This is a genomic window from Streptomyces fumanus, from assembly GCF_014655295.1.
Classification (GTDB): Bacteria; Actinomycetota; Actinomycetes; order Streptomycetales; family Streptomycetaceae; genus Streptomyces; species Streptomyces fumanus.
Window position 1 is genome coordinate 361,767 of record NZ_BNBI01000001.1, and the last position, 23,134, is coordinate 384,900.

21 protein-coding genes are annotated in these 23,134 nt (G+C 74.3%); 5 read left to right on the forward strand and 16 right to left on the reverse strand.

Annotated elements, in window-relative coordinates; all coding sequences use genetic code 11:
* Window positions 1–99: 99 nt before the first annotated feature.
* Complete coding sequence (locus IE316_RS01570; protein ID WP_229910146.1) at window positions 100–1,542, forward strand: MFS transporter; 1,443 nt, start codon at window positions 100–102, stop codon at window positions 1,540–1,542.
* On the opposite strand, the gene IE316_RS01575 is transcribed toward IE316_RS01570, so the two are convergent.
* The 6 genes from IE316_RS01575 to IE316_RS01600 all read right to left on the reverse strand — a co-directional run bounded on the left by IE316_RS01575 (window position 1,504) and on the right by IE316_RS01600 (window position 7,388).
* Window positions 1,504–1,863 carry an MmcQ/YjbR family DNA-binding protein gene (locus IE316_RS01575; RefSeq protein ID WP_190202241.1) on the reverse strand — a complete coding sequence of 120 codons (360 nt, stop codon included), beginning with the start codon at window positions 1,861–1,863 and terminating at the stop codon, window positions 1,504–1,506. The genes IE316_RS01570 and IE316_RS01575 overlap by 39 nt on opposite strands.
* On the reverse strand, window positions 1,860–3,152 hold the full coding sequence (locus IE316_RS01580) for a hemolysin family protein (RefSeq protein WP_190202242.1): 1,293 nt from the start codon (window positions 3,150–3,152) through the stop codon (window positions 1,860–1,862). Before IE316_RS01580 ends, IE316_RS01575 begins: the two co-directional genes overlap by 4 nt.
* The gene (gene ybeY / locus IE316_RS01585; RefSeq protein ID WP_190202243.1) at window positions 3,149–3,646 is read right to left on the reverse strand and encodes an rRNA maturation RNase YbeY; all 498 of its coding nucleotides are present in this window, start codon (window positions 3,644–3,646) and stop codon (window positions 3,149–3,151) included. The genes IE316_RS01580 and ybeY overlap by 4 nt, the downstream gene beginning before the upstream one ends.
* 12 nt (window positions 3,647–3,658) lie before the next feature.
* Window positions 3,659–4,738, reverse strand: a complete 1,080-nt coding sequence (locus tag IE316_RS01590) for a PhoH family protein (RefSeq protein WP_190202244.1) — start codon at window positions 4,736–4,738, stop codon at window positions 3,659–3,661.
* 124 nt (window positions 4,739–4,862) lie between these two features.
* Entirely contained in the window at window positions 4,863–5,996 is a 1,134-nt protein-coding gene (locus IE316_RS01595; protein WP_190202245.1) for a carbohydrate kinase family protein, read from the reverse strand.
* 102 nt (window positions 5,997–6,098) lie between these two features.
* Window positions 6,099–7,388 carry a glucarate dehydratase family protein gene (locus tag IE316_RS01600; protein ID WP_190202246.1) on the reverse strand — a complete coding sequence of 430 codons (1,290 nt, stop codon included), beginning with the start codon at window positions 7,386–7,388 and terminating at the stop codon, window positions 6,099–6,101.
* A gap of 153 nt (window positions 7,389–7,541) precedes the next feature.
* Here IE316_RS01600 and IE316_RS01605 point away from each other — a divergent pair, with 153 nt between their 5' ends.
* Together IE316_RS01605 and IE316_RS01610 are read left to right on the forward strand one after the other, a co-directional pair.
* Window positions 7,542–8,324 (forward strand): IclR family transcriptional regulator, encoded by a 783-nt coding sequence (locus IE316_RS01605; protein WP_190202247.1) that lies wholly within the window; start codon window positions 7,542–7,544, stop codon window positions 8,322–8,324.
* Window positions 8,325–8,501: 177 nt separating this feature from the next.
* Entirely contained in the window at window positions 8,502–9,818 is a 1,317-nt protein-coding gene (locus IE316_RS01610; protein ID WP_190202248.1) for an MFS transporter, read from the forward strand.
* Between the two features lie 9 nt (window positions 9,819–9,827).
* Here IE316_RS01610 and IE316_RS01615 read toward each other — a convergent pair whose 3' ends face one another.
* From IE316_RS01615 to hrcA, 9 genes are all read right to left on the reverse strand, one after another.
* A complete protein-coding gene (locus IE316_RS01615; protein WP_190202249.1) occupies window positions 9,828–10,820 on the reverse strand; it encodes an adenosine deaminase in 993 nt (330 codons plus the stop codon).
* Between the two features lie 20 nt (window positions 10,821–10,840).
* The gene (locus tag IE316_RS01620; RefSeq protein WP_190202250.1) at window positions 10,841–11,746 is read right to left on the reverse strand and encodes a ribonuclease Z; all 906 of its coding nucleotides are present in this window, start codon (window positions 11,744–11,746) and stop codon (window positions 10,841–10,843) included.
* A gap of 6 nt (window positions 11,747–11,752) precedes the next feature.
* On the reverse strand, window positions 11,753–12,106 hold the full coding sequence (locus tag IE316_RS01625) for a histidine triad nucleotide-binding protein (RefSeq protein ID WP_190202251.1): 354 nt from the start codon (window positions 12,104–12,106) through the stop codon (window positions 11,753–11,755).
* A gap of 100 nt (window positions 12,107–12,206) precedes the next feature.
* Complete coding sequence (locus tag IE316_RS01630) at window positions 12,207–15,404, reverse strand: S41 family peptidase (protein ID WP_190202252.1); 3,198 nt, start codon at window positions 15,402–15,404, stop codon at window positions 12,207–12,209.
* Window positions 15,405–15,449: 45 nt separating this feature from the next.
* Complete coding sequence (locus IE316_RS01635) at window positions 15,450–15,995, reverse strand: hypothetical protein (RefSeq protein WP_190202253.1); 546 nt, start codon at window positions 15,993–15,995, stop codon at window positions 15,450–15,452.
* Window positions 15,996–16,070: 75 nt separating this feature from the next.
* Window positions 16,071–16,814: a 16S rRNA (uracil(1498)-N(3))-methyltransferase gene (locus tag IE316_RS01640; RefSeq protein WP_190202254.1), complete on the reverse strand. Its 744-nt coding sequence runs from the start codon at window positions 16,812–16,814 to the stop codon at window positions 16,071–16,073.
* Window positions 16,811–17,896: a nitronate monooxygenase gene (locus IE316_RS01645; protein ID WP_190202255.1), complete on the reverse strand. Its 1,086-nt coding sequence runs from the start codon at window positions 17,894–17,896 to the stop codon at window positions 16,811–16,813. The genes IE316_RS01640 and IE316_RS01645 overlap by 4 nt, the downstream gene beginning before the upstream one ends.
* Before the next feature lie 75 nt (window positions 17,897–17,971).
* Window positions 17,972–19,108, reverse strand: coding sequence for a molecular chaperone DnaJ (gene dnaJ, locus IE316_RS01650; RefSeq protein ID WP_190202256.1), 1,137 nt, complete (start codon window positions 19,106–19,108; stop codon window positions 17,972–17,974).
* Window positions 19,109–20,125, reverse strand: a complete 1,017-nt coding sequence (gene hrcA / locus IE316_RS01655; protein ID WP_190202257.1) for a heat-inducible transcriptional repressor HrcA — start codon at window positions 20,123–20,125, stop codon at window positions 19,109–19,111.
* A 159-nt stretch (window positions 20,126–20,284) separates the two neighbouring features.
* Between hrcA and IE316_RS01660 the strand changes: the two genes are divergently transcribed.
* A complete protein-coding gene (locus IE316_RS01660; RefSeq protein ID WP_190202258.1) occupies window positions 20,285–21,010 on the forward strand; it encodes an MBL fold metallo-hydrolase in 726 nt (241 codons plus the stop codon).
* Between the two features lie 34 nt (window positions 21,011–21,044).
* On the forward strand, window positions 21,045–21,848 hold the full coding sequence (locus IE316_RS01665) for a DUF3097 domain-containing protein (protein ID WP_190202259.1): 804 nt from the start codon (window positions 21,045–21,047) through the stop codon (window positions 21,846–21,848).
* Window positions 21,849–21,884: 36 nt separating this feature from the next.
* Here the strand turns inward: IE316_RS01665 and hemW are convergent, their stop codons facing one another.
* Complete coding sequence (gene hemW / locus IE316_RS01670; protein ID WP_190202260.1) at window positions 21,885–23,117, reverse strand: radical SAM family heme chaperone HemW; 1,233 nt, start codon at window positions 23,115–23,117, stop codon at window positions 21,885–21,887.
* Window positions 23,118–23,134 lie beyond the last annotated feature (17 nt).

Here is a 23,134-nt window from a genome sequence, read left to right on the forward strand (position 1 = left end):
GCACCCGCTCCCCCTGTACGTCCTGGCTGCCTGGTGGTGGCACCACCAGGACAACTGCTCGCTCCCCAAGGCTATTCCGCGGGCGCCAGGCTCATGGACATGGCGATCGACACCCCTCCCACCCCCGTACGGAAGCCGTCCGCGCCCGCGCTGGCGGCGCGGGACCGGCTGGTCCTGTTCGTGCTCTGCGCGGCCCAGTTCATGGTCGCGCTCGACTTCTCCGTGCTCAATGTCGCGCTGCCGGTGCTCGGCGCCGACCTGGGCATGAGCCCGTCCGCCCTGCAGTGGGCGGTCACCGCGTTCGCGCTGCCGTCCGGCGGCTTCCTGCTGCTGTTCGGCCGCACCGGCGACCTGTACGGCCGGCGCAGGCTGTTCCTGGCCGGGCTCGCCCTGTTCGGGGCGGCCTCGCTGCTGGCCACCTTCGCCTGGGACCCGGCGTCCTTCCTGGCCGGGCGCGCCCTGCAGGGGCTCGGCGCGGCGGCCATCGTGCCGACCGGGATGTCGCTGCTGACCACGACCTTTCCGGAGGGCCCGGCCCGCGACCGCGCCCTGGGCATCTCGGGGACGCTGCTGTCGCTGGGCTTCACCGTCGGCATGGTGGCGGGCGGGGTGCTGACCGACCTGCTGGGCTGGCGCTCCACCATGGGCCTGCTGACCCTGTTCGCCCTGGTCGTGCTGCCGCTGGCGCCCGGTCTGCTGCCGGAGTCGCGCACCCCGGAGCGGCCCCGGCTGGACGTGCCCGGCGCGGTCACCGTCACCGGTGGTCTGCTCGCCCTGATCTACGCCCTGTCCACCGCCGCCGACCAGGGCTTCGGCCGGGCCGACGTGCCGGCCGCGCTGGTGGCGGGGCTGCTGCTGCTGACCGCGTTCGCGGTGGTGGAGTCCCGGACCGAGGCGCCGCTGGTGTCGCTGCCGATGCTGCGCCGCCGCACGGTGGCCTGGGGCAACCTGGGCGGTCTGGTCACCTTCTCGATGATGTCGACGGTCGTGTTCGTGCTCACCCTGTACCTCCAGGAGGTGCTGGGGCTGTCCGCCTTCGAGACCGGCCTGGTCTTCGGGGTGCAGGGCGTGCTGTCGGTGCTGGCCGGGTCGTACGCGCCGCGGGTCATCGGCCGGTTCGGTGCCCGCCGCACGCTGGTCGGCTCGCTGGCCGGGCAGGGCCTGCTGGGCGCGGCGCTGCTGGGGCTCGGTGAGGGCGGCGGGTCGGTGTGGCTGGCGACGGCCGCGGTCTCGCTGGCCAGCATGTGCCACCTGGGCGCGATCATCTCCTACGGGCTGACCGTCACCTCCGGTGTCCCGGACGCGGAGCAGGGCCTGGCGACCGGCCTGGTCACCTCCACCCAGCAGGTCGGCATCACGGTCGGCATCCCGCTGCTGGGGGTGCTGGCCACCACCGCCGGCGACGTGGCCTCGGGGGTGCGTACGGTGCTGGCGCTGGACGCGGCGATCGTGCTGGCGGCGGCCGTGCTGGTCGGGCTGGGGCTGCGGATGCGGCGGGCGGGCTCAGGGCCGGTCGAGGCGGAGGCGGTCGGCGCGCGGTAGACCGGCGACGACCAGGTCGTAGGAGTCCTCGACCAGCTCCCGGACCAGCCGGTCCGGGAGCTCGCCGTCGACGGTCACGGTGTTCCAGTGCCGCTTGTTCATGTGCCAGCCGGGGATGATCAGGCCCTCGTACTGGCGGCGCAGCCGGACCGCGTCGTCCGGGTCGCACTTGAGGTTGACGGTGAGCGGGCGCGCGTCCAGGTAGGTGAGGGCGAACATCTTGCCGCAGACCCGGAAGACGGAGATCTCCGGGCCGAACGGGAAGTCCTCCACCGCGGCATTGAAGGACAGGCACAGGGCGCGCAGTTGCTCCGGGGTCACTCGGGGTCCGCCTCCTCCTTGCCGGCCGGCTCCGCCAGCACGGTCACGATCTTGTTGCGGCGGCCGGCGGCGGCCTCCGCGGTCAGCCGCAGCCCGCGGCCGTCGGGCAGTTCGACCACGGCGGAGGCGCCCGCGATCGGCACCCGGCCCAGTGCCTTGGCGAGCAGCCCGCCGACGGTCTCCACGTCCTCGTCGTCGAACTCCTCCAGGCCGTACAGCTCGCCGAGGTCGCCGATGTCGAGGCGGGCGGTGACCCGGTAGCGGTCCTCGCCGAGGTCCTGGACCGGCGGGAGTTCCCGGTCGTACTCGTCGGTGATCTCGCCGACGATCTCCTCCAGGATGTCCTCGATGGTGACGATGCCGGCGGTGCCGCCGTACTCGTCGATGACGACGGCGACGTGGTTGCGTTCCTTCTGCATCTCGCGCAGCAGGTCGCCGGCGTTCTTGGTGTCCGGCACGAAGAACGCCGGCCGCATCGCCGTGGAGACCAGCTCGGACTCGGCGTCGCGGCTGATGTGCGTCTTGCGGGCGAGGTCCTTGAGGTACACGATGCCGACGATGTCGTCCTCGCTGTCGCCGGTCACCGGTATCCGGGAGAAGCCGGAGCGCAGGGCGAGGGTGAGGGCCTGCCGGATGGTCTTGTACCGCTCGATGACGACGAGGTCGGTGCGCGGGACCATGACCTCGCGGACCAGGGTGTCGCCCAGTTCGAACACCGAGTGCACCATGCGGCGCTCCTCGGCCTCGATCAGCGACTCCTTCTCGGCGAGGTCGACCAGGGCGCGCAGCTCCGCCTCGGAGGCGAAGGGGCCCCGGCGGAAGCCCTTGCCGGGGGTGAGGGCGTTGCCGATGAGGATCAGCAGGGACGGCACCGGGCCCATGATCCGGGCCAGCGGCACCAGCACGTACGCCGCCGCCGTCGCGGTGTTCAGCGGGTGCTGGCGGCCGATGGTGCGCGGGGAGACCCCGACGGCGACGTAGGAGACCAGCACCATCACGGCGATGGCGATGAGCAGGGCCTCGGTGGTGCTGCTGAACTCGTTGAGGCAGGCGTAGGTGATCAGGGCGGCGGCGGCCATCTCGCAGGCGACGCGGACCAGCAGGGCCACGTTGAGGTAGCGCGTCGGGTCGGCGGCGATCTTGGCGAGCTTGGCGCTTCCGCGCCGCCCGGAGCGGACGGCCTCCTCGGCGCGGAAGCTGGAGACCCGGGCGAGGCCGGCCTCCGCGCAGGCGGCGAGCCAGGCGACGACGACCAGGGCGACGGCGCCGGCGATCAGGGGCAGGCTCATGAGACGGTCGGGGCGGGGGACGGGCCGGTCAGGCCCCTCTCCGCGCGCCAGCCGTCCACGATGGCCGCCTGCAGGCCGAACATCTCGGCCTTCTCGTCCGGCTCCTCGTGGTCGTAGCCGAGCAGGTGCAGCACACCGTGGACGGTGAGCAGTTGCAGCTCCTCGTCCATGGTGTGCCGCGTCTCGGCCTCGGCGCCCTGTCGGGCCGCGACCTCGGGGCAGAGCACGATGTCGCCGAGCAGCCCCTGCGGGGGCTCCTCGTCGTCCTTGGCCGGCGGGCGCAGCTCGTCCATCGGGAAGGACATGACATCGGTCGGGCCCGGCAGGTCCATCCACTGGATGTGGAGCTGCTCCATGGCGTCGGCGTCCACGACGATCACCGACAGTTCGGAGAGCGGGTGGATGCGCATCCGCGCGAGGGCGTAGCGGGCGATGTCGAGGATCGCCTGCTCGTCGACCTCGGTTCCGGACTCGTTGTTGACGTCGATCGACATGGTGGTGCTGGTCTACTTCCCCTGGGGTCGCTTGGCGCCGGACGGCTTGGCGTGGTTCTTGTGCCCGCCGTTCTCGGTTCCGTGCTCGCTGTCGTACTTCTCGTAGGCGTCGACGATACGGCCCACCAGCTTGTGCCGTACCACGTCCTGCGAGGAGAGCCGGGAGAAGTGCACGTCGTCCACGCCGTCCAGGATGTCCTGCACCTGCCGCAGCCCGGACTTGGTGCCGCCCGGCAGGTCGACCTGGGTGACGTCACCCGTGATGACGATCTTCGAGTCGAAGCCGAGCCGGGTGAGGAACATCTTCATCTGCTCGGGGCTGGTGTTCTGTGCCTCGTCCAGGATGATGAAGGCGTCGTTGAGCGTGCGGCCGCGCATGTACGCCAGCGGGGCCACCTCGATCGTGCCGGCCGCCATCAGCCGGGGGATCGCGTCCGGGTCCATCATGTCGTGCAGCGCGTCGTAGAGCGGGCGCAGGTAGGGGTCGATCTTCTCGTAGAGGGTGCCCGGCAGGAAGCCGAGGCGCTCGCCGGCCTCGACCGCGGGGCGGGTCAGGATGATGCGGTTGACCTGCTTGGACTGGAGGGCCTGGACGGCCTTGGCCATGGCCAGGTAGGTCTTGCCGGTGCCGGCCGGGCCGATGCCGAAAACGATGGTGTGCCGGTCGATGGCGTCGACGTACCGCTTCTGGTTGAGCGTCTTGGGGCGGATGGTGCGGCCGCGCGAGGACAGGATGTTCTGCGTGAGCACCTGGGCCGGGGTCTCCTGGCCGTCGCTCTCCCCGTTCTCGCTCGCCTTGAGCATGGCGATCGAGCGTTCCACTGCGTCCTCCGTCATCGGCTGCCCGGTGCGGAGCACGAGCATCATCTCGTCGAACACGCGCTGGACGAGGGCGACCTCCGCCGGGTCGCCGGTCGCGCTGATCTCATTGCCCCGGACGTGGATGTCGGCCGCCGGGAAGGCCGTCTCGATCACGCGCAGCAGGGAGTCGCCGGATCCCAGGACCGTCACCATGGGGTGCTGGGCGGGGACGGTGAACGTGGCTTTCGTCTGCCCCTGCGCGGAGGTGTGAGCTGTCGGTGTCTGAGTCATGGGCCGGCGCTGATCGCCTGCGGTTCCTCCTCGTCACGGCCGCGCCGAGAGCGGCCTCGCGTCTTCCAGGGTACGACGGGGCACCGACAACACCGTAGGACTTTTCCCCGGGCGTCCGCCGGGCTCACGCGGACCGGCGGAAGCCGATGGTGGGCACCGCCCGGCGCAGCGGCCAGGGCCGCACGGCCTCGTCGGGCACCAGGTCGTCGAGGAACGCGTACCGGCGCAGCGCGGCCGGGTCCTGGTCGTCGACCGACTGGACCTCGCGCCACCAGGCGGCCACCTCCGACCAGCCGGGCGCCGACAGCGAGCCGCCGAACTCCTGGACGGACAAGGCGGCGGTCAGTCCGGCGAAGGCGAGCCGGTCGGCGAGCGGCCAGCCGGCCAGGGTGCCGGTGACGAACCCGGCGACGAACACGTCCCCGGCGCCGGTGGGGTCCAGGGCGGCCACGGCGATGGCGGGGACCTCGGCGCTCTCGCCGGTGCGCCGGTCCACCGCGTAGGCGCCGTCGGCGCCGAGGGTGACCACGGCCAGCGGTACGTACTCGGTGAGGGCGTGGGCGGCGGCGCGCGGGCAGTCGGTGCCGGTGTAGCGCATCGCCTCCTCGGCGTTGGGCAGGAACGCCTCGCAGTGCGCGAGGTCGGGCAGCCCGGCCAGGTCCCAGGCGCCGGTGTCGTCCCAGCCGACGTCGGCGAAGACCCGGGTGCCGCCGGCGGCGGCGCGGGCGACCCAGGGGGCGCGGGTGCCGGGGGTGAGGGAGGCGATGGCGGCCCGCGCGGGGGGCGGGTCGTCGGGGACGGGCTGCTCCTCGGGGGTCGGCGCGTGGCCGTGCGAGACCATGGTGCGTTCGCCCTCGTACGCCATGGAGACGGTGACCGGGGAGTGCCAGTGGGGGACCGTGCGCGAGGCGCTGAGGTCGATGCCCTCGCCCTGGGCGAGGGCGTCGCGGCAGTAGTCGCCGTAGTGGTCGTCGCCGAAGGCGGCCGCCAGGGAGGTGCGCAGGCCGAGCCGGGCCAGGGCGGTGGCCATGTTGGCGACGCCGCCGGGGCTGGATCCCATGCCCCGGGCCCAGGACTCGGTGCCGCGCACCGGTGCGGAGTCGAGGCCGGTGAAGACGATGTCGAGGAAGACGGTGCCGGTGAGGTAGACGTCCCAGGGCGGGTCCCCGGGGGCGCGGACGGCGGCGAGCGGGTCGACCTGGGGGTGGCGGTGCGGCTCCCCGGCGGCGGACGCGGTGGACACGGTGGACGCTGTCACGGTGCGCTCCCTGGCAAAGCTGGCACGGTGTGGATCCAGCCAGTGTGCACCACGCCGCCGCTGTTCCGGCCGCCGCCGGGGCCGGCCGGGCGTCTCCCGGCCTTACCAGCGGGGCACGGCCGGTGCGGTCCAGGCCGGGTCGGCCGCGCGCATGGCCGCCGTGTCGTCGCGGTCGCGGTAGGTGCCGTCGTCCTCCAGCCAGCGGCGGTGCAGGGCGGCGAGCCGGTCGCTGTCGAGGCGGACGCCGAGGCCGGGGGCGTCGGAGACGGCGACCTTGCCGCCGTGGAAGGCGATCCGCTCGGTGAGCACGTCCTCCGACTGCCAGGGGTAGTGGGAGTCGCAGGCGTGGTGCAGGCCCGGCACGGTCGACGCCACGTGGGTCATGGCGGCCAGGCTGATGCCGAGGTGGGTGTTGGAGTGCATGGACACGCCCACCCCGAAGGTCCGGCAGACGGCGGCCAGGTGCTGGGTGTTGCGCAGTCCGCCCCAGTAGTGGTGGTCGGAGAGCACCACCTGGACGGCGCCCCGGGTGAACGCCTCCTCGATCTCGGCGAAGGTGGTCACGCACATGTTGGTGGCGAGCGGCACGCCGGTCCGCGCGGCGACCTCGGCCATGGCGGGGGTGCCCAGCGCGGGGTCCTCCAGGTACTCCAGGACGTCGCCGAGTTCGGCGGCGACCTTCAGCGAGGTCTCCACCGACCAGGCGCCGTTGGGGTCCAGGCGCAGCGGGCGGCCGGGGAACGCCTCGGCCAGCGCCCGGACCGCGGCGATCTCCTCCTGGGGCGGGAAGACGCCGCCCTTGAGCTTGTACGAGGTGAAGCCGTACCGCTCGGTGAAGCGGCGGGCCTGCTCGACGACGCCGGCCGGGTCGAGGGCGGCGCCCCAGTCGTCGGGTTCGCCGGGGACGCCCTCGGGGTGCCGGGCCCACTTGTAGAACAGGTAGGCGCTGTACTCGACGGTGTCGCGGACCTTGCCGCCGAGCAGCGCGTGCACGGGCAGGCCGAGGCTCTGGCCGAGGGCGTCCAGGCAGGCCACCTCGAAGCCGGAGACGACGGACAGCCGCAGTTTGTCGGCGGTCTGCACGCCGCGCAGCCCGCCCACGTCGACCCGGCCGGAGACCCGGGAGGCGTCCACGGCGACCTCGTCGGCGACGGTGAACAGGCCGTTCAGGTCGGAGACCGGGCGGCCGGGCAGGCGCGCGGCGATCGGCCGGGCCAGTTCCAGGTACTTGGTGTCGCCGTAGGTCTCGCCGACGCCGGTGATCCCGTCGGCGGTGACCACCTCCACGATCAGCCGGGGGGTGTACGGCTGGTGCACGCCCTGGGTGTTGAGCAGCGGCGGGTCGGCGACCAGGATCGGCGTCAGACGGACGTCGGTGACGGTGAGGTTCACGGCGCGGCTCCCGCGGGGTCCGGTGGCGGTGGCTGGACCGGGACTCGCCCCCGGCCGTCTCCCTATGTAGACATCATCCACGTATGGAGATGGAGCGTAGAGAGCCGGAGTTCGGCCGTCAATGGCCCGCGGCCCCCGCACTACGATCGGCGCATGGCGGAGTCGGGCGGCGTGCGCGAGGTCAAGTCGGCGGCGCGCACGGTGGAACTGCTGGAGCTGCTGGCCGCGCGCGGGGACCGCCCGGCGCGGCTCCAGGAGCTGGCGGACGAGCTGCGGGTGCCGCGCAGTTCGATGTACGCGCTGCTGCAGACCCTGATCTCACGGGGCTGGGTCCGCACCGACGCCACCGGCTCGCTCTACGGCATCGGCCTGCACGCCCTGCTCACCGGCACCGGCTACCTCGACTCCGACCCCCGGGTGCGGATCGTGCGGCCGTACCTGGACGAGGCGTCCGAGGCGCTGGGCGAGACCATCCACCTGGGGCGGCTGGACGGCCGGGACGTGGCGTACCTGGCGACCCGGGAGTCGCACGAGTACCTGCGCACGATCAGCCGGGTGGGCCGGCGGCTCCCGGCCCACGCGGGCGCGCTCGGCAAGGCGCTGCTGGCCGAGCGGCTGGACGAGGACCTGCCCGAGGGGCCCTACGAGACACTCACCCCGCACACCCACACCGGCCGGGAGTCGCTCGCCGCCGACCTCGCCCGGGTGCGGCGGCGCGGCTACTCCGTCGACCGCGAGGAGGGCGCCCTCGGCATCGTCGGCTTCGGCTTCGCGCTGCGCTACGACCATCCCGCGCAGGACGCGGTCAGTTGCTCGGTGCCGGTGGCCCGGCTGACGCCCGCGCACGAGCGGCGGATCGTCGCGGTGATGCGGGAGATCCGGGCCAAGGCGGAAGCGTCCGTTCCGGCCGGGAGCGGCTCGGTCGTCTGGCGGTAGCGCCCTCCGCTACCCGACCAGCCCTGCCCCTAAACACAGGTGTGACGCAGATCACATCTTGCGGTTTCGCTTGCGCGTTCCCGCGCTTGATACAAATTGCCCGCGCGTTCCAGTCCGTCGACGGTCGGCGCCCCTCCCCTCACTGATCGCTTCCTTTCGCATGCCTTGGGAACGCCCGTGCACGCCCGTACCACCCCGTGGCCCCTCGTCGCCCTCTTCACGGCCGGCTACCTCGCCCCGTACCTGCTCCCCACCACCGTCGGCCGGCTCGACTCCGGCCTCGCTCTGACCGCCACCCAGGCCGGCGCCGTCGGCAGCGCGCTGCTGCTCAGCTCCGCCACCGCCGGCTTCCTGCTCGCCTCCCGGGTGGAACGCCTCGGCGCCCGCGCCCTGGCCCGCCTCGGCCTGGCCCTGGCCTTCGTCGGCTACGGCTCCGCCGCCCTCACCACCTGGGTCCCGGCCGTGGTGGCCGGCGCGGTGGCCGGCGGCTTCGGCTCGGGCACCGCGACGACCGTCGCCGCCACCCGGATCGCCGCCGAGCACGACCCGCACCGGGCCTCCACGCTCGGGCTGCTGTCGGTCTCCGCGCTGGCCGGCGCGGTCTATCTGACCGTGCCGCACCTCGGTCCCGGCCACGGTCTGCCGCTGGCCGCGATCGCACTGACCGCGCTCGCCGTGTGGCCGCTGACCGCCGGGCTGCCCGGCGCCACCCGCACCGCGGCCGCCGGTCCCGGCCGGGCGCCGCTGCCGCACCGCCGCTCCGGGCTGGTGCTCGCCGCCGCGATGGTGTGCTGGTCGCTGGCGCAGAACTCCCTGTGGGGCGTCAGCGGCCGGATCGGCCTGCACCAGGCGCACCTGGGCGAGGCCGCCCTCGGCGTGGTCCTCGCGGCGGCGCTGGGCGCGGGGCTGGTCGGCGTGCTGACCGCCGGGGCGCTCGGGTCCAGGCTGGGCCGGGCGGTGCCGATCGGCGCCGGGACGGTGCTGATCGCCGGGTGCATCGCGCTGACCGCGTCCGCGACCGGGCCCGCGAGCTTCACCGCCGGGGAGATCGCCTGGAACACGCTGTACCCGGTGGTCCTGTCGTACCTGATCGGGCTGGCCGCCTCGCTGGACCCGCGCGGCCGGTGGGCGGTGCTGGCCGGGTCGGCGTCCTCGCTGGGCACCGCGGCGGGCCCGCTGACCGGCAGCGTGCTCTCCGCGCAGGCCGGGTTCGCGGGCATGGGCGCGGTGCTCGGCACCGGGCTGCTGCTGGTCGCCGTGCCGATGACCGCCGTCGCCCTGCACACCGGCGGACGGCCGCTGCTGCCGGGCGCGGTGCGCCGCCGGGGCGGTCACCCGGCCGCCCTGGTCGCCGCCCACACCGGCACGCCCAGCGGCGCGGTGCCCCAGGTCGGCGCCGCGGAGCAGCCGGTCGTGGAGTTCCCGGTGGACGCCCCCGCGCCGGTGCGCGGCGCCTACGGCCCGGCGGGGCCCCGGCAGCCCGGACTGCCGTGACCCCGGGTCCTACGGGAAGACGTACGCCTCCACCTCGGCCAGGTACCGCGCCCGCAGCTCCTCGTCGTCCTCCAGGAAGGAGGCGAGGAAGGAGTTGCGGGCCAGCTCCCGCAGGCGCTCGTCGGACAGGCCGAGGGTGTCGCGCACCGCGTCGAGGTTGTCGCCGGCGTACCCGCCGAAGTAGGCGGGGTCGTCGGAGTTGACCGTGCACAGCAGGCCCGCGTCGAGCAGGGCGGGCAGCGGGTGGTCGGCGAGGGTGTCCACGGTGCGCAGCCGCACGTTGGACAGCGGGCACAGGGTCAGCGGAATCCGCTCGCGCACCAGCCGCTCGACCAGTTCCGGGTCCTCCGCGCAGCGCAGGCCGTGGTCGATCCGCTCGACGCCGAGCACGTCGAGCGCCTCGGTGATGTACTCCGGCGGGCCCTCCTCACCGGCGTGCGCGACCCGGCGCAGCCCGAGCGCGGCGGCCTTGCCGTACACCTCGCGGAACTTGGCCGGCGGGTGGCCGACCTCGGCGGAGTCCAGGCCGATGCCGGTGATCCGGTCCAGGTACGGGGTCGCCGCGTCGAGCGTGGCGAGGGCCGACTCGGCGGACTCGTCGCGCAGGAAGCACAGGATCAGCCGGGTGGAGACGCCGTGGTTCTGCACGCTGCTGCCCAGCGCCCGCCACAGCCCCTCGACGACCGTCTCCATGCCGACGCCCCGGGCGAGGTGGGCCTGCGGGTCGAAGAAGATCTCCGCGTGCCGCACGCCCTGCGCGGCGGCGCGGGCGAGGTAGGCGTTGGCGAGGTCCTCGAAGTCCCGTTCGGTGCGCAGAACGGCCATCAGCGCGTAGTACAGGTCCAGGAAGGACTGGAGGTCGGCGAAGCGGTACGCCTCGCGCAGGGCGTCCGTGTCGGCGTACGGGAGGGCGACACCGTTGCGGGCGGCCAGCTCGAAAGCCAGCTCCGGCTCCAGGGTGCCTTCGATGTGCAGGTGCAGTTCCGCTATGGGCAGGGGCATCAGAGAATGGTACGGCGGTTTCACCGACGTTTCGGAACCGGTACCCGGAGCAGATCGTGCGCCACGGTCAGCTCCCCCTCGTATCCGGCGGCCCGCGCCTGCCGCTCGAACTCCTCCGGGTCGGCGTAGCGCTGGCTGAAGTGGGTGAGCACCAGGTGCCGCACCCCGGCGTCCCGGGCCACCCGCGCCGCCTGGCCGGCCGTGAGGTGCCCGTGCTCCACGGCCAGCGCCTCGTCCTCGTCGAGGAAGGTGGACTCGATGACCAGCAGGTCGCAGCCCTCGGCGAGGGCGTACACCCCGTCGCACAGCCGGGTGTCCATGACGAACGCGAACCGCTGGCCGCGCCGGACCTCGCTGACCTCCTCCAGCCCGACCCCGCCGAGCACGCCCTCGCGCTGGAGCCGTCCCACGTCCGGGCCGGTGATGCCGCGGGCGGCCAGTCGCTCGGGCAGCATCCGGCGGCCGTCGGGCTCGGTGAGGCGGTAGCCGTAGGACTCCACGGGGTGGTCGAGGCGGCGGGCGTCCAGGGTGTAGCCGGGGGTGCGGGCCAGCACGCCGTCCGTGTCGACCGGGGCCTCGGTGAGGGCGACCGTCTCGCGGTAGGCGGTGGCGTACCGCAGCCGGTCGAAGAACCGCCGGCCGGAGCGCGGGTAGTGCGCGGTGATCTCGTGCGGCACCCGGTCCAGGTTGATCCGCTGGATCACCCCGGCCAGGCCCAGGCTGTGGTCGCCGTGGAAGTGGGTGACGCAGATCCGGTTCAGGTCGTGGGCGGCGACCCCGGCGCGCAGCATCTGCCGCTGGGTGCCCTCGCCGGGGTCGAACAGGATGCCCTCGCCGTCCCAGCGCAGCAGGTACCCGTTGTGGTTGCGGTGCCGGGTCGGGACCTGGCTGGCGGTGCCGAGGACGACCAGTTCACGGACGGACACGGTGGCTCAGCCGGGGGGCCAGTTCAGGCCGCGGCCGCCGAGCACGTGGGCGTGGGTGTGCCAGACGGTCTGGCCGGCGCCGGGGCCGGTGTTGAAGACGATGCGGTAGCTGTCGAGCTTCTCCTCGTCGGCGACGGCCTGGGTCTCCCGGAGCACGTCGGCGGCGAGTTCCGGGGCACCGGCGGCGAGCGCGGCGGCGTCGCGGTAGTGCGCCTTGGGGATGACCAGGACGTGGGTGGGGGCCTGGGGGTTGATGTCGCGGAAGGCGACGGTGGTCTCCGTCTCGCGGACGATCGTGGCCGGGATGTGGCCGGCGACGATCTTGCAGAACAGGCAGTCGTCCTGTGCTTCCCCTGCCATGGGCTTGCGCTCCTTTTAGCGGCGGACGGTTCGTGGGGGGCATCGTATCGTCGGCGGGTGCGGGGGGTGTGTGGCTGGTCGCGCCGTTCCCCGCGCCCCTTTAGGTGGGCAGGGTGGGCGGTGTTTTTGCGGGTGCTGTTTCCAGGGTTTCGAGGGCCAGGCGGATCGCCTCGTCCAACTGGGGGTCCTTGCCTGCCGCGTGGTCCTGGGGGCGGTGGGGGACTTCTACGTCGGGGTCGACTCCGTGGTTCTCCACGTTCCAGCCGTAGCCCTCCAGCCAGAAGGCGTACTTGGGCTGGGTGACCAGGGTGCCGTCGACCAGGCGGTAGCGGCTGTCGATGCCGACCACGCCGCCCCAGGTGCGGGTGCCGACGACGGGGCCGAGGCCGAGGGCCTTGATCGCGGCGTTGACGATGTCGCCGTCGGAGCCGGAGAACTCGTTGGCGACCGCGACCACCGGGCCGCGCGGCGCGTCCTGCGGATAGCTGGTGGGCCGCATCCCGCGCGGCAGGTCCCAGCCGACGATCCGCCGGGCGAGCTTCTCCACCACCAACTGGGAGGTGTGGCCGCCCCGGTTCTCCCGGACGTCGACGACCAGGCCCTCGCGGGCCACCTCGATCCGCAGGTCGCGGTGGATCTGCGCCCAGCCGGGGGCCTGCATGTCGGGGACGTGCAGGTAGCCGAGCCGGCCGCCGGACCGCTCGTGGACATAGGCCCGGCGGTCGGCGACCCAGGCGTGGTAGCGCAGGGGTTCCTCGTCGGCGACGGGGACGACGACGGCGTGCCGGGGCTCGCCGCCGCCGGCGGGCAGGACGGTCAGCTCCACGGGCTTGCCGGCGGTGCCGACCAGCAGCGGGCCGGGGCCGGTGACCGGGTCGACGGCCTGGCCGCCGACGGCGACTATCGCGTCCCCGGCGCGGATCGCGACGCCGGGCGCGGCCAGCGGGGAGCGGGCGTCGGGGTCGGAGGTCTCCGAGGGCAGGACGCGGTCGACGCGCCAGGTGCCGTCCTGGTGCCGGGAGATGTCGGCGCCGAGCAGGCCCTGCCGGGCGCCGCCGTGGCCGCCGCGCGGCACCACGTAGGCGTGCGAGGTGCCGAGTTCGCCCTGCACCTCCCAGAGCAGGTCCACCAGGTCGTCGTGGGTGGCGACGCGGTCGAGGACGGGGCGGTAGCGGTCCAGTACGCCGTCCCAGTCGACGCCGCTCATGTCCGGCCGCCAGAACTGGTCCCGCATGACCCGGCCGGTCTCCTCGTACATCTGCCGCCACTCGGCCACCGGGTCGATCGTCCGGCGCACCCGGGACAGGTCGACGGTGATGTTGCCGTCGCTGTCCTCGTCGCCCGAGGCGCGCCGGTCGCTGGGGACCACCTTGAGCCGGCCGTCGGTCCAGAGCAGCACCCGCTTGCCGTCGCCGGTGACGGCGAAGTGGTCGGCGTCGCCGGCCAGGTGCTCGACGCGCTGCTGGACGAGGTCGAAGCGCTCCAGCTCGGTCTTGGGGTCGGGGTCGTCCGGGGTGGCCCGGGAGGCGCCGAGCACACCGGCGACCGGGTGCCGCAGCCACAGCACCCCGTCCTTGGCGGCCCGCAGATGGGAGTAGCGGGCGGCCTCCACGGGGAACGGCACGATCCGGTCGGCCAGGCCCTCCAGGTCGACGCGGGTGGTGGGGGCGCCCTCGCCCTCGGGGGTCTCCTCGCGGTCGGCCGTCTCGAAGGGCCGGCCGTGCCGCTGCGGGCCGAACGGCGAGGGCGTGGTCGCCGCCAGCGTGATCAGGTAGGGGCGGACGCCCTCGACGAAGGCCAGGTCGAAGACGTGCTCGTCGTAGACCGGGTCGAAGGAGCGGGCGGAGAGGAACGCCAGGTGCTTGCCGTCGAGGGTGAAGGCGGGGGCGTAGTCCTGGAAGCGCAGCGGGGTCGCCTCGGTGACCGACAGGTCGGTGGTGTGGGCGAGCTTGAGCTGGGACAGCGGGCGGGGGCCGGGGTGCGACCAGGCCAGCCACGCCGAGTCGGGCGAGAACACCAGTCCGGAGACATCGCCGTGCTCGCTGCGGTCGACCTCGCGGACCTCGCCGGTCTCCCGTTCGACCAGCAGCACCCGGCCGTCGTGGGCGGCGACGGCGGCCCGGCTGCCGTCGGGGGCCATGGCCAGGCCGAGGACCCGGCCGAGCCGTCCGGTGGCCAGGCGGCGCGGGGTGGCGCCGGGCGGCAGTCCGGTGGCGGGCGCGAACTCCAGGGCGTCCTCGCCCTCGGCGTCGGTGACCCAGACCGCCCACTCCTCGCCGTCGGCGCGGAAGGCGCGCGGCAGCCGGGCCCGGACGCCGGGCTGCGCGGCGAGGGCGCGGGCCGGGCCGGAGCGGTGGGTGACCCAGTGCACGGCACCGCGCACGGCGACGGCGCTGCCGCGCCCGGTGTGGTCGGGGGAGGCGGAGCCGAACCAGCGGGCGGCGTTCACCGGGAACGGCTGGAGGTCGGTGCGCGGCCCGCCGAGCCGGACGTCCAGGCGGCGCGGCTCGGCCCCGTCCAGGTCGTCCAGCACCCACAGTTCACCGGCGCTGGAGTAGACGACCCGGGTGCCGTCGGTCGCGGCGTGCCGGGCGTAGAAGCCGCCGAGGGGGGTGTGCCGGCGCAGGCCGGAGCCGTCGGCGAGGGAGGAGTACAGCGCGCCGGTGCCCTCGTGGTCGGAGAGGAAGGCGAGGCGGTCGCCGACCCACAGGGGGTACTCGATGTTGCCGTCGAGGTCCTCGTGGAGGCGGGCGAACTCGCCGTCGCCGGCGGTGTCGATCCACAGCTTGCCCGCGGTGCCGCCCCGGTAGCGCTTCCACCACGCGGCCTCGCGGCCCATCGGCGCGGACAGCAGCACGGTCGCCGGGCCGAACGCCACGTCGCCGACGGGTCCGTAGGGCAGGGTCTCGGCGGGGCCGCCGTCCAGCGGGACGGCCCGGGCCCAGGTGCGGCGCAGGGCGGCCTGGCCGTGGGCGGTGATCACCAGCACCCGGCCGTCGGGGGTCCAGCCGCGCACCTGGGTCTTGGCGTTGCCCCAGTAGGTGAGGCGCCGGGCGGGTCCGCCGTCGACCGGGGCGGTGTGCACCTCGGGGGCGCCGTCCCGGGTGGAGGTCCAGGCGACGGTGGTGCCGTCGGGCGAGATGCGCGGCTGGGTCACCGGCGTGTGGTCGGCGCTGACCCGCCAGGCCCGCCCCCCGTCGAGGGGCGCGAGCCACACGTCGTCCTCGGCGGTGAAGGCGACCGACTCGCCGTGCGGGTGCGGGAACCGGAGGTAGGCAGGGGCTGCGGACTGTGTCACGCCCTCACCCTATGCAGGGGCGGCGGCGGCGGACAGCGGTTTGGATCACTTGCCCTCGGGCCAGCAACCGGGGCGCTGCTGGCAGTAGACGGTCTTGGTGACGGTCACGGTGGCGGTGGGCCGGGGTCCGTCGTCCGTGGGCCCGTTGTCCGTGGGGTTGTTGTTCACCGGCGGGGTGGGGGTGGCGTCGCAGTTGCCCAGTCCGTCGACCGTGAACCACTCCTTGCCGTCCACCTTCGCGGTGATCCGGCCGCGGACGCAGGCGCCCTCGACGACCCGGGTGACCTTGCCGTCGACGCTGATGTCCTTGCCGTCGTCGGTCTGCCCCTCGCAGTGCACCTCCGCGACGGTCCGCTCGCTCGCCGAGGCGCTCGCGCCGTCGTCGTCGACGGAGGCGGTGCAGGTCAGCCACCGTACGTCGGCCTTCTGCCGGTTCAGTTCGCGGGTGACCGTCTGGTCGGTGGTGAACGCCACCGACCCGGTGTTCAGCCCGCCCGGGTCGCAGGCGACCGCTCCGCCGACGGCCACTCCCACCAGCCCGGCCGCCAGGACGGCCCGCCGCCCCCGCCGTGTCCGCCTCGACAGCCCCATGGCAGGCAGCGTGCCACCGACCCGGCCGTGGCGGTAGGGCGCATACGGCCACCCTGCGCCGCCCCGGGGAGGGGGTCAGCCCCAGCGGCCGGTGCGGCCCAGCAGCAGGGCCGTCGCGGCGGTGCCCGCGGTGGAGGTACGCAGCACGGTGGGGCCGAGGACGTACGGCTGGGCGCCCGCCTCGGCGAACAGGGCCAGCTCCTCGGGGGAGACGCCGCCCTCGGGGCCGACGACGAGCACGATGCGGCCGGCGGCGGGGAGTTCGGCGCGGGCCAGCGGGGTGTCGCCGCTCTCGTGCAGCACGGCGGCGAAGTCGGCCTCGGCCAGCAGCGCGGCGACCTCCTTGGTGGTGGCCGCCTCCGCGACCTCGGGGAACCGGACCCGGCGGGACTGCTTGCCGGCCTCCCGGGCCGTCGCCCGCCACTTGGCCAGCGCCTTCAGTCCCCGCTCGCCCTTCCACTGGGTGATGCACCGGGACGCCGCCCACGGCACCACCGCGTCCACGCCGACCTCGGTCATGGTCTCCACGGCGAGTTCCCCGCGGTCGCCCTTGGGCAGGGCCTGGACGACGGTGATCCGGGGCTGCGGCGCCGGTTCCTCGAACACCGACTCCAGGTCCGTCACGACCAGGCGGTCCTTGCCCTCGGCGGCCCGGACGACGCCCTCCGCCCAGCGCCCGCGCCCGTCGGTGAGGACCACGTCCTCGCCGGGCCGCAGCCGCTTCACGGAGACGGCGTGCCGTCCCTCGGGTCCGGTCAGGACGCAGGTCCCGCCGGGCAGGGAGTCGAGCGAGTCGACCACGAACACCGGGGCGGTCATCGGCCGGTACCTCCGGAGGTGTAGGCCGACAGCGCCGTGCCGGCGGCGGCGAGTTCGGCCGCCAGCACCTCCACCAGGTGCCCGGCGGGCAGCTCCCGCGCCAGCCGGTGGCCCTGCCCGGCCCACAGCGCCAGGCCCTGCACGTCGCCGGCCGTCGCCGCCGCCTTGCGCAGCGGCGCGGTGAGGTGGCTGACCTCCGGGTAGGCGGCCGGGGCGTACGGGCCGTGCTCGCGCAGGAAGCGGTTGACCAGGCCGCGGGCCGGGCGGCCGGTGAAGGCCCGGGTCAGCTCAGTACGGGCGAACAGCGGGTTGGTCAGCGCCCGCTTGTGCAGGTCGGGCGCGCCGGACTCGGCGGTGGCGAGGAAGGCGGTGCCCATCTGGGCGGCGCTCGCCCCGGCCGCGAGGACCGCGGCGATCTGCCCGCCGCGCATCAGGCCGCCGGCCGCGACGACCGGCAGGCTCACCGCCTCGCGCACCTGTGCGAGCAGGGCGAGCAGTCCGATGCCGGAGCCGTCCGTCTCCGGCAGGTCGCGGTGGGTGCCCTGGTGGCCGCCGGCCTCCACGCCCTGCGCGATCACCGCGTCGGCCCCGCAGTCCTGGACGGCGCGGGCCTCGTCGGCGGTGGTGGCGGTGACCCAGGCGAAGGTGCCGACCCGGTGCAGGGCGTCGACCACCTCGCGGGCGGGGACGCCGAAGTGGAAGGAGACCACCGGTACGGGGTTGTCCAGGAGGACGGCGAGCTTGGCCTCGTAGCCGTCGTCCCGGCCGCTGTCCGGGTCGCCGAGTTCGGTCTCGTACCAGGCGGCCTCGCCGGCCAACTGGTGGGCGTAGACGTCGACGGCGGCCCGGTCGGCGGTCTCGGGCTGCGGCAGGAACAGGTTGACCCCGAAGGGGCGGGCCGTCAGACTCCGCACCTGCTTGATCTCCTGGTACATGCCGTCGGCCGTCTTGTACCCGGCGGCCAGGAAGCCGAGCCCGCCCGCCTCGCAGACGGCGGCGGCCAGCGACGGCACCGAGACGCCGCCGGCCATGGGTGCCTGCACGATCGGGTACGGGAAGAGATCGGTCAGCGCGGAGGACATGACGGCATGTTGTCACGTCCTCCGGACAGGTCCGAATCGGACCGCTCCCCGCCGGACACCGCCCGGCGCCCGGCGTCAGCGCCCGTTGAAGGCGTCCTTCAGCCGGGAGAACAGGCCCTGCTGACCCGGCTGGAACGTGCCCTGGGGCCGTTCCTCGCCGCGGAGCTGGGCCAGTTCGCGCAGCAGGCGCTCCTGCTCGGCGTCGAGCTTGCTGGGGGTCTGCACCTCGACGTGGACCACGAGGTCGCCCCGGCCGCCGCCGCGCAGATGCGTGACGCCCCGGCCGTGCAGCGGGATCGACTGCCCGGACTGGGTGCCCGGCCGGATGTCGACCTCCTCCCGGCCGTCGAGGGTCTCCAGCGGCACCTTGGTGCCGAGGGCCGCCGCCGTCATCGGGAGGGTGACCGTGCAGTGCAGGTCGTCGCCGCGGCGCTGGAAGGTGCTGTGCGGCAGCTCGTGGATCTCGACGTACAGGTCGCCGGCGGGGCCGCCGCCGGGGCCGACCTCGCCCTCGCCCGCCAACTGGATCCGGGTGCCGTTGTCCACCCCGGCCGGGATCTTCACCGTCAGCGTGCGGCGGGAGCGCACCCGGCCGTCACCGGCGCACTCCGGGCACGGCGTCGGCACCACGGTGCCGAAGCCCTGGCACTGGGGGCACGGCCGGGAGGTCATGACCTGGCCCAGGAAGGACCGGGTGACCTGCGAGACCTCACCGCGGCCGCGGCACATGTCGCAGGTCTGCGCGGAGGTGCCGGGGGCCGCCCCCTCGCCGTTGCAGGTGTTGCAGACGACGGCCGTGTCGACCTGGATGTCCTTGGTGGTGCCGAACGCGGCCTCCTCCAGCTCCACCTCGATCCGGATCATCGCGTCCTGGCCGCGCCGGGTGCGCGAGCGCGGCCCGCGCTGCGACGCCGTGCCGAAGAACGCGTCCATGATGTCCGAGAAGTTGCCGAAGCCGCCCGCGCCGAAGCCGCCGGGACCGGCGCCGCCGGACTGCGAGAGCGGGTCGCCGCCGAGGTCGTAGACCTGCTTCTTCTGCGGGTCCGACAGCACCTCGTAAGCGGCGTTGATCTCCTTGAACCGCTCCTGGGTCTTCGGATCGGGGTTGACGTCCGGGTGCAGCTCGCGCGCGAGCCGCCTGAACGCCTTCTTGATCTCTTCCTGCGACGCGTCGCGGCGCACGCCGAGAACGGCGTAGTAGTCCGTGGCCACTTACGACTCCGCCAGGATCTGTCCGACGTACCGTGCCACTGCGCGTACCGCTCCCATCGTTCCCGGGTAGTCCATGCGGGTCGGTCCGACCACGCCGAGCTTGGCAACCGCCTCGCCGCCCGAACCGTAGCCCACCGACACGACGGACGTGGAGTTGAGTCCTTCGTGGGCGTTCTCATGACCGATACGGACGGTCACGCCCGGATCCTTCGCCTCGCCGAGCAGCTTCAGGAGCACCACCTGCTCCTCCAGCGCCTCCAGCACCGGCCGGATCGTGAGCGGGAAGTCGTGGCCGAAGCGGGTCAGATTGGCGGTGCCGCCGATCATCAGCCGCTCCTCGTTCTCCTCGACCAGGGTCTCCAGGAGGGTCGACAGGACGGTGGAGACCGTACCCCGGTCCTCGGGCTCGAACGCCTCGGGGAGATCCTCCACCAGACCCGGCACATCCGTGAAACGGCGGCCCGCGACCCGGCTGTTGAGCCGGGCCCGCAGGTCGGCCACCGGTGACTCGCCGAACGGCGCCGGGCAGTCGACCATCCGCTGCTCGACCCGCCCGGTGTCCGTGATCAGCACCAGCATCAGCCGGGCCGGCGCGAGCGAGAGCAGCTCCACGTGCCGCACGGTCGAGCGGGTCAGCGACGGGTACTGCACCACGGCGACCTGCCGGGTGAGCTGCGCCAGCAGCCGCACGGTGCGCGCCACCACGTCGTCGAGGTCGACGGCGCCCTCCAGGAAGTTCTGGATGGCGCGCCGCTCGGGCGGGGTCATGGGCTTGACGCCCGCGAGCTTGTCCACGAAGAGCCGGTAGCCCTTGTCGGTGGGGATCCGCCCGGCACTGGTGTGCGGCTGGGCGATGAACCCCTCCTCCTCCAGGGCCGCCATGTCGTTGCGCACGGTGGCCGGGGAGACGCCCAGGTTGTGCCGCTCGGTGAGGGCCTTGGAGCCGACCGGCTCCTCGGTGCCGACGTAGTCCTGGACGATGGCGCGCAGCACCTGAAGCCTGCGTTCACTGAGCATCGCGCGCACCTCCAGCAGTCGTCCGCCTCGCGTCTCCTGGCACTCCACTCGTGCGAGTGCCAGACTTCCCCGGCCAGTGTACGGCCGTGGGGTACGCCCCCGGCAAGGCCGGGGGCGCGCCGCCGTCCCCGGGACGCGTGCCCGGCTAGCGTCGCGGCCATGACGGTGACTTGGGAAGAGCTGGGATGGGAGCGGGTGGCCGCCGGGGTGGGGCGGCGCCGGCTCCCGGTGTGGGACTGCACGGCGGGGCTGGTGGTCGGCGCGGGCGCGGCGCTGCTGATCGACGCCGGGTCGAGCCTCGGCGAGGGCGCCGCGCTGCGCGCCGAGGCGGAGCGGCTCGCCGGGCACCGTGTGACGCATCTCGCGCTGACCCATCCGCACTTCGACCACGTCTTCGGCGCGGCGGCGTTCCCGGGCGCGCAGGTGTACGGCGCGGCCGGGGTGCCCGAGGCGCTGGGCGGGGGCCGGGAGACGCTGCGCGCGGACGCGGTGGCCAACGGCCTGGACCGGCGGCGCGCGGCGCAGGCGGTGGACGCGCTGGTCCGGGTCGGGCACGAGGTGCGCGGGCGGCTCGCCCTCGACCTGGGCGGCGGCCGGGAGGCGGTGCTGGCCGAGCTGGGCCCGGCGCACACCGCGCACGACCTGGCGGTGCTGGTGCCGGGCGCCCCGGACGTGGTGTTCTGCGGCGACCTGGTCGAGGAGTCCGGGGAGCCGCAGGCCGGCCCGGACGCCGTACCGGCGCGCTGGCCCGCGGCCCTGGACGGGCTGCTGGAGCTGGGCGGGGAGGACGCGCTGTACGTGCCGGGGCACGGGGCGGTGGTGGACGCGGACTTCGTACGGGCCCAGCGGGACGCGCTGGCGGCGCGGTACGGCGTGTCGCGGTGATCGCCGCCCGGGGACTCCTCGTATCGTCGGGAGAATGCGCCAGTACTCCGCCGATCTGACCCCGCCGTGGAAGAAGCCGCAGCCGGTACCGGAGGTTCCGGCCGACCCCGGGCTGGTGGTCGAGGAGCCCGGCACCGGGTTCTGCGGCGCGGTGGTCGGCTGCGAGGCGGGCACGGTGACGCTGGAGGACCGCTTCGGCAAGCGCCGGGTGTTCCCGCTGGAGCCGCGCGGGTTTCTGCTGGAGGGGCGCGTGGTGACACTGACGCGCCCCGCCGCCGGTCCGGTGCGCCCCACCCGTACGGCGTCCGGTTCGGTGGCCGTCCCCGGCGCCCGGGCGCGGGTGGCCCGGGCCGGGCGGATCTATGTGGAGGGCCGGCACGACGCCGAGCTGGTCGAGAAGGTCTGGGGCGACGACCTGCGCATCGAGGGCGTGGTGGTGGAGTACCTGGAGGGCGTGGACGACCTGCCCGCCATCGTCGCCGGGTTCGCGCCGGGTCCGGACGCCCGCCTGGGCGTCCTGGTGGACCACCTCGTGCCGGGCTCGAAGGAGTGGCGCATCGCCGAGTCGGTGACCAGCGAGCACGCCCTGGTGGTGGGCCACCCGTTCATCGACATCTGGGAGGCGGTGAAGCCGTCGTCGGTGGGCATCGCCGCCTGGCCCCGGGTGCCGCGCGGCCAGGACTGGAAGACCGGGGTGTGCCGCGCGCTGGGCTGGCCGGAGAACACCGGGGCCGCCTGGCGGCACATCCTGGGCCGGGTGCGGTCGTACAAGGACCTGGAGCCGGAGCTGCTGGGGCGGGTCGAGGAACTGATCGATTTCGTCACGGCGCCGGAGTAGCGCCGGGGCGGCACCGGGCGCGGCGCCGTGGGACGCTCAGTCCACCAGGTCCCGCACCACCGCGTCCGCCAGCAGCCGGCCGCGCAGGGTGAGCGCCGCCCGGCCCGCCTCGTACGGCTCCGGCTGGAGCAGGCCGTCCGATAGTGCCCGGCGGGACGCCGCCAAGCCGGCCTCGTGCAGGAGGGAGAGCGGGACGCCCTCGCGCAGGCGCAGTTCCAGCAGGATCCGCTCGACCCGGCGGTCCTCGTCGGTGAGGACCTCGCGCCCGGCGCCCGGGGAGCGGCCCGCCGCCAGGGCCGCCGCGTACGCGCCGGGGTGCTTGGCGTTCCACCAGCGCACACCGCCCACGTGGGAGTGCGCGCCCGGTCCCGCGCCCCACCAGTCGGCGCCGCGCCAGTACAGCTCGTTGTGCAGGCAGCGGGCCGCGTCTGAGGTGGCCCAGTTGGACACCTCGTACCAGTGGAAGCCGGCCGCGGTGAGGGTCTCCTCGGCGATCAGGTACCGGTCGGCGTGCACGTCGTCGTCGGTCATCGGGACCTCGCCCCGGCGGATGCGGCGGGCGAGCTGCGTCCCCTCCTCCACGATCAGGGCGTAGGCGCTGACGTGGTCGGGTCCGGCGCCGAGCGCGGCGTCCAGGGAGGCCCGCCAGTCGTCGTCGGACTCGCCGGGGGTGCCGTAGATCAGGTCCAGGTTGACGTGCTCGAACCCGGCGGCGCGGGCCTCGGCGACGCACGCCTCGGGGCGGCCCGGGGTGTGGGTGCGGTCGAGGACCTGGAGCACGTGCTGCCGCGCGCTCTGCATGCCGAAGGAGATCCGGTTGAAGCCGCCCTCGCGCAGGGCGGCGAGGTAGGCGGGGTCGACGGACTCCGGGTTGGCCTCGGTGGTCACCTCCGCGTCGGCCGCGAGGCCGAACTCGTCGCGGATCGCGCCCAGCATCCGCACCAGGTCGCCGGCGGCCAGCAGGGTGGGCGTGCCGCCGCCGACGAAGACCGTGCGGACCTCGCGGGGGTCGTCGCCGAGGACCTTGCGGGCCAGGCGGACCTCGTCGGCGAGCGTCTCGGCGTAGTTGTCGCGGGAGGCGAGGACGCCGCCGGTGCCGCGCAGCTCGGTCGCGGTGTAGGTGTTGAAGTCGCAGTAGCCGCAGCGGGTCGCGCAGTACGGGACGTGCAGGTAGAAGCCGAGGGGGCGGTGCGCGGCCCCGGCCAGCGCGGACGCGGGCAGCGCGCCGTCGGCGGGGACGGGCTCGCCGTCGGGGAGTGCGGAGGGCATGGGCTCCATTGTCCCGC